12 protein-coding genes and 2 tRNA genes are annotated in these 14,095 nt (G+C 47.9%); 2 read left to right on the top strand and 12 right to left on the bottom strand.

Annotation, left to right across the window (positions count from 1 at the left end):
- Positions 1–465: 465 nt before the first annotated feature.
- From FE784_RS39445 to FE784_RS39455, 3 genes are all read right to left on the bottom strand, one after another.
- A tRNA-Ser gene (locus FE784_RS39445) sits at positions 466–551 on the bottom strand.
- Between the two features lie 56 nt (positions 552–607).
- Positions 608–680, bottom strand: a tRNA-Asn gene (locus tag FE784_RS39450).
- 19 nt (positions 681–699) lie between these two features.
- Complete coding sequence (locus FE784_RS39455; protein WP_139607787.1) at positions 700–1,173, bottom strand: SprT family protein; 474 nt, start codon at positions 1,171–1,173, stop codon at positions 700–702.
- A 137-nt stretch (positions 1,174–1,310) separates the two neighbouring features.
- Between FE784_RS39455 and FE784_RS39460 the strand changes: the two genes are divergently transcribed.
- Together FE784_RS39460 and cmpA are read left to right on the top strand one after the other, a co-directional pair.
- Positions 1,311–1,670: a hydrolase/acyltransferase gene (locus FE784_RS39460; RefSeq protein WP_139607788.1), complete on the top strand. Its 360-nt coding sequence runs from the start codon at positions 1,311–1,313 to the stop codon at positions 1,668–1,670.
- A 112-nt stretch (positions 1,671–1,782) separates the two neighbouring features.
- A complete protein-coding gene (gene cmpA / locus FE784_RS39465) occupies positions 1,783–1,926 on the top strand; it encodes a cortex morphogenetic protein CmpA (protein WP_139607789.1) in 144 nt (47 codons plus the stop codon).
- 47 nt (positions 1,927–1,973) lie between these two features.
- Here cmpA and FE784_RS39470 read toward each other — a convergent pair whose 3' ends face one another.
- The 9 genes from FE784_RS39470 to FE784_RS41430 form a co-directional block, all read right to left on the bottom strand.
- Entirely contained in the window at positions 1,974–4,220 is a 2,247-nt protein-coding gene (locus FE784_RS39470; protein WP_139607790.1) for a Tex family protein, read from the bottom strand.
- A 27-nt stretch (positions 4,221–4,247) separates the two neighbouring features.
- On the bottom strand, positions 4,248–5,177 hold the full coding sequence (locus FE784_RS39475; protein ID WP_139607791.1) for an Rpn family recombination-promoting nuclease/putative transposase: 930 nt from the start codon (positions 5,175–5,177) through the stop codon (positions 4,248–4,250).
- 207 nt (positions 5,178–5,384) lie between these two features.
- Entirely contained in the window at positions 5,385–5,735 is a 351-nt protein-coding gene (locus tag FE784_RS39480; protein WP_138878988.1) for a type II toxin-antitoxin system PemK/MazF family toxin, read from the bottom strand.
- A 3-nt stretch (positions 5,736–5,738) separates the two neighbouring features.
- A complete protein-coding gene (locus FE784_RS39485) occupies positions 5,739–6,020 on the bottom strand; it encodes a CopG family ribbon-helix-helix protein (protein ID WP_138878989.1) in 282 nt (93 codons plus the stop codon).
- 320 nt (positions 6,021–6,340) lie between these two features.
- Complete coding sequence (gene alr / locus FE784_RS39490) at positions 6,341–7,501, bottom strand: alanine racemase (protein WP_139607795.1); 1,161 nt, start codon at positions 7,499–7,501, stop codon at positions 6,341–6,343.
- A gap of 230 nt (positions 7,502–7,731) precedes the next feature.
- Entirely contained in the window at positions 7,732–8,616 is an 885-nt protein-coding gene (gene galU, locus FE784_RS39495; protein ID WP_139607792.1) for a UTP--glucose-1-phosphate uridylyltransferase GalU, read from the bottom strand.
- Between the two features lie 176 nt (positions 8,617–8,792).
- Positions 8,793–9,881 carry an outer membrane lipoprotein-sorting protein gene (locus FE784_RS39500; RefSeq protein WP_139607793.1) on the bottom strand — a complete coding sequence of 363 codons (1,089 nt, stop codon included), beginning with the start codon at positions 9,879–9,881 and terminating at the stop codon, positions 8,793–8,795.
- Positions 9,882–10,075: 194 nt separating this feature from the next.
- On the bottom strand, positions 10,076–11,482 hold the full coding sequence (locus FE784_RS39505; RefSeq protein WP_139607794.1) for an undecaprenyl-phosphate glucose phosphotransferase: 1,407 nt from the start codon (positions 11,480–11,482) through the stop codon (positions 10,076–10,078).
- A 1,173-nt stretch (positions 11,483–12,655) separates the two neighbouring features.
- The coding region (locus FE784_RS41430; RefSeq protein ID WP_218103884.1) for a glycosyltransferase family protein at positions 12,656–14,095 on the bottom strand (1,440 nt) is incomplete at its 5' end.

The following is a 14,095-nucleotide window of genomic DNA, read 5'->3' on the forward strand; positions in this document are numbered from 1 at the left end:
TCCGTGAAAGGGAGGTGTCTTAACCCCTTGACCAACGGGCCTCACCAAGCTTTGAACCGCCGCCCTCGAGGCGACAAATGTTATTATAGCGGATAACAAATGAGCTGACAAGCCCTTTTTCGATGATTTTTACGAAAACTTGAGAAATAATCGTTCTTTGTTCTTTTTCCTTATTGCGCTTTATGGAAACCCCCGTTGCCGCTTCGCATTTAAAAGTACATTCTTCCGTTCCCTTCAATTACTTTTATTTTTAACCGAGTCGCCAAAAAGTATGCAGAAACCAACAAGAGAAGCCGCCTTGCGGCGACTTTTCTTTACGGAGAAAGAGGGATACTCTATGGCCTTACGGCCACCGAGACTGCGAAGCTATCCTCACGAAGCTTATGCTCCGACGCCCCTCTTCTTCGGGTTCTCATCCCTCTAAAGCAAAAAGCCGCTTGTCAGCGGCTTTTTAAGCTTATTCTACGGAGAAAGAGGGATTCGAACCCTCGCGGCTGTTACACCCTAACGCTTTAGCAAAGCGCCCCCTTCGGCCTCTTGGGTATCTCTCCAAAGGCTGTACCACGTACGAATTTCCGATCCCGCTCATCGATGGGGATAAGAAAAGCTCCCCGAACAGGACTCGAACCTGTGACAACTCGGTTAACAGCCGAGTGCTCTACCAACTGAGCTATCAGGGAACGTACAAGTTAAAGGTTATCACGAATCGGACTCCAAGTCAAGCGAGTGCAATTTCAATTTCCCCCGGCATTTGCCGCAAGCATATTTGCTCGGGTCCATTCGCCGTTTTCGCAAATACGAAGTCCCGCACGATACGCATTCCAGCTTATAACGGTAAGCCTGGGGCTTTTTCCGCAGACCGAGCGACTGACAAAACCGGGTGCCACCCACCTCCGCCAGCAGCTTCTTGAAATCTGCATCTTGGTGCTTATAGCCTTTCCGTTGCAGATGCAAGTGATAATGGCACAGCTCATGCTTGATGATCTTCTCGACTTCCTCCGCCCCAAACGCCTCATACTGGTGCCAGCTGATATCGATATTGTGGGAGCGCATAAAATAACGTCCCCCGGTCGTCCGAAGCCTCCGGTTAAACGCCGCCTTATGGACAAAAGGCCGTTTGAAGTATTGCAACGACACCCGTTCGATCCATTGCTGCAGCTCCTTGTCGTCCATACCTCCCCCTCCTCGAACATGCCTGTCCGGCGCAATCCTTTACTTGAATTTTTACTCGATCATAAGCTACACTGTCAAGTAGAATGAACGGAGCCGATGCGCCCGCCAGCGTCGGCCGAGAGGAGAACGAGACAGACATGCCCAAGATGAGATACGCCGTACTAAAGCTTGGCGACGTACTGGAATTTGTCGAGATGCCCGCAGACCATGTGTACCAACTGACCGCTTTAAACCGCCGCCTCCATAAGGAGCTGGACAAGCTTACCGCCGCTAATGTGCCCAATCTGCCGCACGTGGTAGCGGAATGCGACACGCTAGACATCGTCGACAATGCATGCCCGGTCGTACACGGTCTGGAATATGTGAACGGTCTGGAGCAAGCTTTTGCCTCGCTTGACGAGAAATCTTACCCGCTTATTTCGCTTCTTACGGAAATCCGTGCGCTTCAAGCGCAGCTGGAGCAATGGTACGAGGAAGACGAAGAATACGGTTCTTGATCGCCGCCGCACTTTTTCCTTAGAAGGACCTGCACCACATCCGCTCATTGCCCATATCCTATAGGTAAGTGCACAGCATGACACGAGACCTTGGGAAAGAGGGGATGAAGCTATGCCGCAGTGGCTTTGCCATCAACTGGAGAAAGCGTTCCGCAAGAGGGATACCCGGCAAATTCGGCTGCTGAACGATTGCTGGTTCTTTTATCGAACCAAAATCACCGACTCGAAGGAGTCCGTTCATATATCCCGACAGTAGCGCGCCCCGGAGAAAGCGTCCCCAGGGCGTTTTTTCTTGTATAGCATCTATTGCTTCTTATTCGGGTTCTTCATCGTCAGTCCTACCCTGCCCTTCTTCAGATCCACGTTCAATACCCACGCCGTCACCGTATCTCCGACCGATACGACATCCATCGGATGCTTCACGAACGTATCGCTCAGCTGCGAAATGTGGACAAGCCCGTCATTCTTAATCCCGATATCGACAAAAGCGCCGAAATCGATCACGTTGCGCACCGTCCCCTGAAGCTGCATGCCGGGAGTCAAATCTTCAATCTGCAAGACGTCCGTCCGGAAAATCGGCAGCGGCAGCTCCTCGCGCGGATCGCGTCCCGGCTTCTGCAAGCTGTCCAATATATCCCTCAGAGTCGGTACCCCTACGTTCAGCTTGGTCGCCAGCGCCTCCGCATCCGCATGCTGCAGCTTGTCCTTAAGCCCCTTCGAACCGAGCTGGTCCAGCTCCAGGCGCAGCTCGCGAAACAGACGATCCACCACTTCATAAGATTCCGGATGAATCGGCGTGTTGTCCAATGGGCTCACGCCCTCGCTGATCCGCATAAACCCGACGCATTGCTCGAAAGTCTTCGCGCCGAGCCGCGGTACCTTTTGCAGCTGCTTGCGGTCCTTGAACTTGCCGTTTTCTTCGCGGTATTTCACGATGTTTTTGGCGATCGTGCCGTTGATGCCCGATACATAGGATAACAGCGACGGAGAAGCGGTGTTCAGATCGACGCCGACGTGGTTAACGGCCGATTCCACGACAGCCTTCAAGCTTTCATCCAAATGCTTTTGCGCTACGTCGTGCTGGTATTGTCCGACTCCGATGGCTTTCGGCTCGATCTTCACCAATTCGGCCAGCGGATCCTGCAGACGCCGGGCGATCGAGATTGCGCTCCGCTCCGCCACGTCCAGCTTCGGAAATTCCTCTTGGGCCAGCTTGGACGCCGAGTACACGCTCGCTCCCGCTTCGTTGACGATCAAATACCGCAGCCCGCGTCCCTTCAGCTTCGCGATCAGGTCGGCTATAAACTGTTCCGTCTCGCGGGATGCCGTCCCGTTGCCGATAACGATAAGCTGTACGCCATACTTCTCGATGGCGGCTTTCACCTTCGCTTCGGCTTCGGCCACTTTATTATTCGGCGGTGTCGGATATACGACATCGATGTACAGCATTTTGCCCGTCTCATCGACAATGGCGAGCTTGCATCCCGTTCGAAACGCCGGGTCTACGCCCAACACGACTTGCCCCTTGATAGGCGCCTGCAGCAGCAAATTGCGCAAATTTTCCGCGAAAATTCGAATCGCATGCTCCTCCGCTTTTTCCGTCAGCTCGCCTCGTACCTCGCGCTCAATCGAAGGAGCGATCAGCCGTTTGTAGGCATCCTCGATGACGAGCAGCAACGTGCTTTTGACGATCGATTCGCCTTTGACGATTTGCTTCGCTATGTAGTCATGGATCCGTTCCGCCGGCACCTCGAGGCGGACCTTCAGCACTTCCTCCCGCTCCCCGCGATTGATCGCCAACGTACGGTGAGGCGGCAGCTTGCGTACGGGCTCCTGATACGAATAGTACATTTCGTACACGGACTCCTGTTCCGAGTCTTTCGCTTCGGTAGCGATAATGCCTTGGTCCTGCGTATATTTGCGCACCCATGCTCGGATCTTCGCGTCATCGGCCAAGTTCTCGGCGATAATATCCATGGCGCCCTGAACCGCATCCTCGGACGTGTGGACCTGCTTGTCCTCGTCCATATACTTGGCGGCCTCCTGCTCCAGGGAGCCTTGCCTCGGCTGCGTCATGATCCAGATCGCCAGCGGCTCGAGACCGCGTTCCTTGGCTACGCTGGCGCGCGTCTTCCGCTTCTGCCGGTAAGGGCGGTACAAGTCCTCCACTTCCTGCAGCTTGACCGCTTGCTCGATCGCAACGCGCAGCTCGTCGGTCAGCTTGCCCTGCTCGTCGATCAATCGGATTACTTCCAGCTTGCGATCTTCGAGATTGCGCAAATATTGCAGACGCTCCTCAATATCCCGCAGCTGCGTCTCGTCCAGCTCTCCGGTCATTTCCTTCCGGTAACGGGCGATAAACGGAATCGTATTCCCTTCATCCAGCAAGCTTACGGAGGCCTTCACCTTGGTCAACGGCAGTTGCAGCTCCTTGGCCACTTGTTTCAGTATGCGTTCTTGTTGATGCGCTTTTTGTTCTTCGGAAAGCTCATATTTGCCGGCGTCCGCTCCTTGAATGGCCGCCCCCTTTGTTTCCAGCTCTTTCGTCATGCCCTACCTCTTTCTCTTCCGTTATTGTTATTCAGCGGTCAGTTGATTTCTCAGAGTAGTGATTTCCTCCAAAGACATCCCCGTAAACTCCATTATCAACGCATCATCTGCACCTTTGCGAATCATCGTCATGGCGACTTCGGCTTTGGCTTCGATCAGGCCTTCCGCCTTTCCTTCCACCTTTCCCTCAACCTTTCCTTCAGCTCTTCCTAAAGCCCTGCCTTTCTCCATCCCTCGCGCTTCTCCGTCTGCGACAAGACTATTCCTCTCTATTAGCGAATACTCCCGGGCTTCGTACAGACGTATAGTCTCTTCGTCACTGCTTAACCACTCCAACCGTTCTTCTGCTTTACCGATAACAGGATCCATCTCGACCAACTCCTTCAATTGATCTTCCGGCAACTTCTCGTCAAGAAACAACAGCCAACGATGTAGAGGATCGTCAAGATTTTTGCGGGCAGCTTTAAATTTAGGGTATTCAATAAAATGTACTTCCATTGCATCAGTCAACATGAATCGATGCTCATTGTCTTCATAGAAATGGAAAGTACTGTGAAATCGCTCGAAGTCGAATAAACGGAAGTCGACGATATTGATCGCGATCGTCTTCTTGAGCTCCTCATAGCGCCCGCCGGATTTAATTGAATCCGCGTACAGCTTGCTTAAATAGAATAGTGAGCGCCTTGGCATATTGCGATAATCGGTCAACTGCACTTCGATGTTGATTTGAACCTGGTCCGCCGTTTCCGCCCTTACATCCAGCCTTTCGGTTTTGTCGTCGATCAGCTTCTTGGCCAACTGCTTATTCTCGATAACCGTCAGGTGGACGATACGCCGCTTTTCTTCCAATCGCAAAATCGCATTAAGCAGAGAGATCAAGCTATCCTCCGCTTCCTGCTCGCCGAACAAGCGTTGAAAAATGAAATCATTTTTCGGCTTCAGCCTTTTAATTGCCATGAATTTACCTCCTTCGCCCGTTCAGTTGCCTGCTTTTATTATAACATATCAGATTAGCCCGGAACGACAGAGCCGATGACTCTCGGTTTTAGAAGTGCTCTGCATAACCCCATTTCGTTAAAGGTTCGCCAGACCCATCGCAAACTCCCCGAAAACGCAAAAAAACGAGGGCTCTCCCTCGTTTGCGCTTCCCGGCTTCCGAATCGGTCAAAATTCAATCAAACCTACGCTGACCTGCAGCGCCTCGTCTACCTTCCGCATCGACTCGTCGTCCAAATGCGTAATTTTGTCGGTAAGCCTTTGCTTGTCGATCGTCCGGATCTGCTCCAGTAAAATGACCGAGTCCCGGTCGAACCCGTGCGCTTCCGCATCGATTTCTACATGTGTCGGCAGCTTGGCTTTCTGAATTTGCGCGGTGATCGCCGCAACGATAACGGTAGGGCTGAATCGATTCCCAATGTCGTTTTGAATAATGAGTACAGGCCGTACGCCGCCCTGCTCGGACCCCACGACAGGTGACAGGTCCGCAAAAAATACATCGCCACGTTTTACAATCAAGCTCTACACCCCGCTAACTAAGCGATCGAGGGTACCGTCCGCGTCTTCCTCCGCTTGAAAAGCCTCTGCTGCCATATGCAGATTAATTTTAGCCATTTCCATATAACCGCGTTGCATCGATTCGCGCAAGAACCGCTTTTTGCGCTCCATGAGGTACAGCTTCATGGCCTGACGAATGAATTCGCTGCGATTGGAGTTTTCCTTCTCCACGATGCCGTCCACTTCCTGCAGCAAGTTATCCGGAAGACTGATCATGATCCTTTTCGTGTTATGCGCATTGGCCACCGATCTCGCACCTCCAAAACATTCCCAAACCCATACTCCCAGTATGTCGCCAATCCAGTCATTTTATACAAGACCAAGTATATGCGAGGGATATATCACGTATGTATATCCTTTGCAAAATATTTGTCCGCCGAGGGCGCCCGCAGCATAACGTCTCCCGCATGCGGCAGCTCGATTGCTATGCGCTTTCAGCCGCAGCAGAGGAGACATTATGCTAGTGAGGCGATTCTCCATAAGGTCCGTCTATACGTATTCGCTAGACAGCACCGAAATCCTTCGCTTTTTCTTGAAAAAACAGCTGGAAAATGTTTCACGTCGCGTCAACGTACCAAAGGATTTACAACGGACGTCCGTTCTCCATTACTAACGTACACTCTAGGCACGCGGTGGGATATCATGCATGTAATCTCGTAATTGACAGTGCCGAGCAGATCCGCCAGCTCCTCCGCAGACACCGCTTCTTCTCCCTGGCGTCCCATCAGAACCACTTCCTCGTCCTTGGTCGGATTCTCGATGCCGCTTACGTTCGCCATGCACTGATCCATACAGATCCGGCCGACAATCGGCACCCTGCGCCCGCGTACGAGAGCATGGACCTTTTGCGACAGCATGCGGCTGTAGCCGTCCGCGTAACCGATCGGAAGGGTCGCGATTGTCTCTTCTCCTTGGGTTCGGTAAATGACGCCGTAGCTGATCCCAGAGTCTTTGGGCAGCGTCTTGATATGCGACATTTGGGTTTTGATGCTCATGACAGGCTCCAGCCTCACCCGCTCCCGCTTCACTTCCCCGGATGGGTACAGCCCATACATGCCGATTCCCAACCGGACCATATTGTACGAAAGCTCCGGACAGTCTATGCCCGCCGCGCTGTTACCGGTATGAACATAACGGAACAAAACCCCGCTATCCCGAAAATGGCCGATAATCCTTTCAAACTTGCCGTGCTGCTCCAGCGTATACGACTTATCCGCCTCATCGGCGCTTGCAAAGTGCGTATATACGCCTTCCACATTCAGAGAAGGATGCCGCACGGCCCGATCCAGAAACGAGATCGCTTCCTCGTCCGCCTGCAGCCCGAGCCGCCCCATGCCCGTGTCGATCTTCACATGCACGCTAAGCTTGCCTTCCCCGATCAAGTCCAATGCAGGCCATAATTCGTCATGAAACACCGTTAACGTAATATCATGCTCTACTGCCGGAACAATCCCCTCGGGAGGCGTATAGCCCAATACCAGGATCGGGGCAGTAACCCCTGCTCGCCGCAGCTCCAATCCTTCGTCCAGAAACGCGACCCCGATATAATCGACGCCGCAATCCATCGCTTCCTGCGCCACCTTTACCGCACCGTGCCCGTATGCGTCCGCCTTAACGACGGCCATCAAGCTGATGTCCGCCGGCAGCGCCTGCCGGAATGCGCCGATGTTATGCCGCAGCGCATCCAACGAAACCTCCACCCACGTCGGCCGATAAAACGTCTCCAAGCTGTTCACCTTCTTCTTTTTGCAAAGCCGTCCCTGACATGGAAAGCCGTACTTGAAACCCTTCATCTATGGTAATGCCATCCCGGGACACTGTCAATGAACAAAGCGGCCTAAACATCGGTTCCCACCCGAACAAATAAAGGAAAACACCCGGCTTCGCCCACAAAAAAACATGTTGTTGTTGGGGGACCGGGTATTTTGAGTTCAGGCTAAACTGTCTGAAATAGCAATTAGACCTTTACGCGCAATACTTCGGCTAATTTAGCTTGCATATATTCCAGCAGTTCGTCTTTTAGATCGTCTCTCTTCAACGCGTACTCGATTGTCGTTTTAATAAAACCCATTTTTTCTCCAACATCATGGCGGGTTCCATCAAAATGATATGCGTAGACTTCCTCGAAATTGCATAGTTTCGATATGGCATCCGTTAGTTGGATTTCTCCGCCCGCCCCTTCATCCTGCTTCTCCAAAATTTCAAAAATTTTCGGAGATAAAATGTATCTGCCCATTATAGCTAAATTGGAAGGCGTCTCTTCTTTTTTGGGTTTTTCAACAAGTTTACGTACATGGAATAATTTATCCCGAACTTCTACAGAATCAACAATTCCATACCTGGAGACCTCATTCATTGGTACGGGCTGTACACCGATTATGGAGGATTCAAATTCGTTATAATACTCTATCATCTGTTTTAAACAGGGCTTCTCAGCATCAACAATGTCATCGCCAAGAAGTACGGCAAACGGCTCATCGCCAACAAATTTTCGAGCACACCAAACCGCATGGCCAAGGCCAAGGGGGGCTTTTTGTCTTATATAGTGAATATCCACTAATCGAGAAGCTTTCTGCACTTCATCTAATATGGCAAATTTCCCTTTACTCGCCAAACTTGACTCAAGCTCATAACTCATATCGAAGTGGTCTTCAATTGCCCGTTTTCCTTTACCTGTAACTATAATAATATCCTCGATACCGGATTCAACAGCTTCTTCAATGATATATTGAATAGTGGGCTTATCTACAATCGGTAGCATTTCTTTCGGCATTGCTTTTGTCGCAGGCAGAAATCTTGTACCAAGTCCCGCTGCCGGAATGATTGCTTTTCTGACCTTCAACTTGTCTCAACTCCGAGTGTACATTTTCTGTGTTTTTTGTTTGTTAATTTCCCTCACAATATTACTACCATGTTAATAGCTCATAGTTGTGATGTCAATAAACCACCGGAATATTTAACAAAAAAAGGGAATATCTTCACGCTAATCCTGCGCGGAAGACACTCCCCATATTTTACTTACTTACCGATCTGCCCTTGCACGGATTGGGCAACTTGGATCATCTCCGTATCCGGAAGATCTCCGGTGGAGAGCCTGTACTCGATTCCGTCATAAGTCCATGTCAACGTTCTAAGCCCCTTCTCTTCGCCCGTAACGACTCCCAGCGTATATCCCAGATCCACAATATCGCCGGCGAGAGACGTAACTGTCTTGGCTTGCGGCATCGTCTCCACGAGCGTGTAATTGTACGCTCCCGAATAACGGAACAAAATGCCTTTATCTTCGCCAAGCTTCACTTCCTTCATATCTTGCTTCTTCACACCCTTGGGTACATAGCTCGGCTCCACGATCCCGAAGCTCTGCTTGGCGGCCGCCGCCTTGTCCGATGTCGCAGTTGGCTGCAGCGTCGTTCCAGTCGAACCCTGCTTCGTCGCATCTCCAACTTTAGCCGTAGTCGGCATCGACTCGATGTTCCAGCTTGTCATATTCCGCTGCATATCGAAAGAATCCTTATCGAACTTCTTGCCGAATTCGAACTGCGAGAATTGAACCGACACCATCACATTATTGTTCTCATCCGACACCTGCACTTGCTTGGGCGCATAGTCTTTTTTGTTCAGCCAAATTTTTTGGCGGGCCAACAACCCGTTCTGGTAGTTCGCGGCTACATCAAATACGTAAGCATCCTTTTCCTGAGCAAACTGCCGCTCGTTATCCATCACAATGCTTTGTACCAGCGACTGATACAAGTACACCTGGCCCGAGTTTTCCGGCCAATCGCTTTGGAAGCGGAACATTTTATTCAAATGCGGCGTCAGTACAAAGACGCCCTCATCGTTGCGCAGCACGATCTGCGTAATATCCTTCGCCTCGTTCGTCAGCGCGATCCGGTAATAGTGCGGATTCTGGTACCAAACCTCCACATTGTATTCCTGCGCTTGCTGACCGGTCTGCAACGTCATTTTCCCCGCACCCTGGTAGCTGTCGAGCTTCCCGACCACATGATCCAAATCTTTGACTACCTGCTCCGCATTCTTCGTCCCACAACCGGCTGCAACTAATGCAACGCACATCACGATGGCCAGCATCCATGTGACCCGACGCATCTCATCAACCCCTCACACGAAATAATGATTACTTGTACAACTCTATGTGGGGGGGTGGACAAATATGCGGACAGAGTAACAAGTTTTCTTAACCCAGAAGAGCACTGAGTCAATGTTTTAGATGTCAGCCAATAAAAAAGACCCCCCGCTGCACTGTACCTTGCATACGGAGGATCTGCAATCAAATTCAACACTTAATACGCGTTCTTATTAACGAATCCATTAAAGATCGTTTTCAAAATAATTTTAATATCAAACAGAAAAGTCCAATTTTCTATATAAAAAATATCATGTTTAATCCGCTCTTCGATTGATGTATCGCCTCGCAAACCACTCGCTTGCGCCCATCCCGTAATCCCTGGCCGAATGTGATGCTTGATCATGTATTTCGGAACTCCTTCCTTAAATTGTTCCACAAAATGCGGCCGCTCCGGTCGCGGACCAACTACACTCATATGTCCCATGAGCACATTAAAAAATTGCGGGAGCTCATCCAGACTCGTTTTACGTAAAAACTTCCCTAGTCTTGTCCGACGTGGATCATTCGGTTGAGTCCATTCTGTATCTGATGACACCTGCGGCATAACTTCCATCGTTCGAAATTTATACATCATAAACCTCCGCCGGTTTAACCCCACTCGTTCCTGTTTGAAGAGCACCGGTCCAGGAGAAGTCAGTTTAATAGCGATGAAAATAATGACTAGAAGCGGAGAAGTGAACAAAAGTGCCAAAAATGCAAATATAATATCAAAAGCCCGCTTCGCAACCCGGTTGCGAAAATCGTCCAAAGGAATATCCCGAACATTAATAAGCGGTATTCCGGCAAAATTATCAAAATAAGGTCTAGCAGGCAAATAGTCGAAGTAATCAGGAATAATCATAATTTTGACGCCCGCTTTTTCACAATTGCTTATGATGTTTCCATATTTATGATGCGCATCCAACGGGAGTGCTATAATTACTTCATCAATAAGTACATCCCGGAGTACTTGTTCCAACTCGGCAGTGGTACCCAAGATCGGTTTATAGCGCATATATTCGGACTCATGACTTGTTTGATAATCATCTAGGAATCCTACTACTTCATAACCATGTTCAGGATGCAGGTATAGATTCTCATAAAACCTTCTTCCTAACGAACCAGCTCCAATAATCAGAACAAACAGCTTGTTGTAACCCTTCTCGCGAAAATACTTCAATCCCGTCTTGATCATGTAACGGTAAATTGTCAAGAAAACAACGCTGCTGGCTACTAACAATACCAGAAATGCCCGGGATACGTGCACCTCTTTAACGATGAACAGGATACCTAGAAGAATGAATATAGCTATCAAGTGTACTTGAACAATTTTGAAAACCTCGAAAGAAAATCGTCTTCTCCGTTTCGAAGAATAAAATAAAACAAAATATCCTGTCCCGATGGCCACTACTCCATATATGGCACTCCATTGAAAATAACTAGAAAATGGCAGGGCTCCGTGAAATGAAAGCAGCCCGCTCTTAAACTTCAACCACCATGATATAAGAAAGGAAAATTGAATAACAATAAAGTCAACTAACGCATAAAACTGCGACAAAAAACGTTGACCTCGCCTCACCATTGCCAAGTCACCTCATATGTGCCAAACGATTTTGATCGGATACAACACACAAATTCAAACAACTCCAAGCCGTTTGACTCTCTAGGACGTGTATTCAAACCTAATGAAGCCAAAGTTAAGAAGTCGTGAGCTTCAAAAAAGCCAAGAATATTGAACCCACCTTGTCGAAGTGGGTGGCCAATGACTGGGAATCACCACGTGGGCTTGTTTTTCTTCCAAGAAAAATCATCAGATTTTTATCCGTATCATAGCCGCGATTGGCGATGACGTTTAAACTGTTCAGTTCTTTGGTGGCATCATCTCGTAGCCGTGTACACAATCATCAACGTTCCCGGCTGTTATATCGTACTTAACGGGTTGCCGAGTGCGATCACGATCGCATGGATCTTTATGTCAGGCCCCTCATGAGCGTCAAGTTGCTTGATTCCGCTGCCCCCTTTGACACAGCTCCATTGCTGGTGGCCACGAACGATGGTGTATCAACCATGACACTTGCCGGACTGGATCGGCGACGAGCTGTTTCAAAAACCGATCGAAGATCCCGACTTTTCCCAGCGACGGAATCAGGTATACACTCCAAGACTCATTGTAATAGGACAGGTTACGCCAAGGGGCCTGGTGGCGGGCAACCAAAGCATGACATTCAGCATCTACCGGTTATTTTTCGTGGGCCGTCTGTTTGTGTCTTTCGTTTGAGCGGCAACAGTATGATATTGAAATGTTCATTGATATCTATATTTTAGCAGATAAAGCTTAAGTGAGCATGAAAATTTAATGGAAATATCGATAAATAACGAGGACTCTCTGTCCCTTCGAATTTCTATTCACTTCAATTTTGAAGAAGCTCTGCAACCCTTGAATAAACCTATTTTAATTCCTTAGGTCAAGCTGCTGTCGGAGCGAAGTTGTTAACCCCTGCCTTTCGCGAGGAGGTCATGCCCGCGGTGGATCCATATAAGCATTAGAAGTTTGTGATTTGCATACAAACACTTCGCTCCCGACTCACGTTCCTATAAATCTAGTTCACACCAAAATTCTCCATTTCAAGAGTCATGAGGGGTAGGGTATGTGAGAGTTCGCTGTGAATTGCCCTTCTTTTCACAACTTCCGGAGCAGCCACTTCTTTCATCATCACTGGTTCTGTAGGCTTTCGAAATTCCGGTTCACTATTTCTCATTTATTACTTCTGATATTTGATCTCTCTAATTCTTCAATGATATCTTCCGCTATACGTTGACCACATTGGCCATCAAAATAAGGAATGCATTCTCGGAATGCTGCTTCCCGTTGCACCTTCCTCGGATCGATATCATTTCGGCACTGGTTAATAAATTGCATCATATCTTCAGATGTTGTACCTTGATAATAACTATCAATCAAAGGCTTAACCGCACTTGTTAACGGTTCTTGAAAATTCGCATTATACATATACATTATAGGAACTCCCATTGCTCCAGCCTCAACCATAATAGCACTTCTGTCAGTAATAATAAAATCGGCATTAAATAAAGGGGGTCTATAATCATCCTCATTGTAAATATAAACATTGCTATGCCCCTCTAGTAAAGAAAACAATTTGTCTGCTTTTTCAGTCGCTCCCTCAATCCATTGACACATTTCGTAAAATTTAGGATGAGGCATGAAAATAAAAAAGATGTCCTTATGGTTACCTATTTCTTCTGCAAACCGCACATATTCATCTATAGAAGGTGTAAATAATGTTTCGTTACCATCAACAATGACTTTGTCGGGAAAATGAGCCTTCCATAAGCATATATTTTTACTCCCAACATTTTCTTTAATAGTTTGTGGTAGTGTGAATTGGGTTTTATGGAAACATGCATCAAACTTGGGATGTCCTAATGCTTTTACAGCGCTGGCATTTCTACAATGCCCTTTATAATCTTTTACAATTTCACTAGAAAATGTATATATTCTCCAGGAATTTTGAACAACATCCGTATCAAAATGATTGTTTCTTGCTTTTTCGGTATCACTAATTTCTATTCCATATGGTATATAAACAATTCTGTATCCTTGGGATTTGATATTTTGGGAAGAATTCTTAAACGTTCTATGCCAATTATCATAAGGCGTTTGAAATACCACTATATGGGGTGTATAGACATCCAAACTAAAGTCGTCCGAATCGGTATAGTTAATTCTGTTCTTTTCTAAAAATTCTTTAGCTGTCTTTGTTTGTACTTGTTCATTTACTACATCTTTAAGCAATATCATTTTGACTTCAAAGCGTTCATCATTCATACATTTTTGATAGAAACTTTCCCATGATGGCCAAAAGGAAGCGATTTGGAAGAAAAATACTATTTTTATTTTCTCACCAGATTTGTATGGGGTCAGCTTTTGTTTAAAATTCTCTTCAGCTTTCCATTCAACCAATTTTTCAAGTCGTTCTTCCTGATGTAGCATCCGTTTCATTAAATTCTCTTCAACCTTCCATATTCGACCATCAAATGTTTGAAGAAGGTTTTCCTCGGCCTTCCATATTCGACCATCAAATGTTTGGAGAAGGTTTTCTTCGGCCTTCCATATTCGACCATCAAATGTTTGAAGAAGGTTTTCTTCGGCCTTCCCTATCCGACCATCAAATGT

It is taken from the genome of Paenibacillus hemerocallicola, assembly GCF_006265175.1.
GTDB lineage: Bacteria > Bacillota > Bacilli > Paenibacillales > NBRC-103111 > Paenibacillus_AB > Paenibacillus_AB hemerocallicola.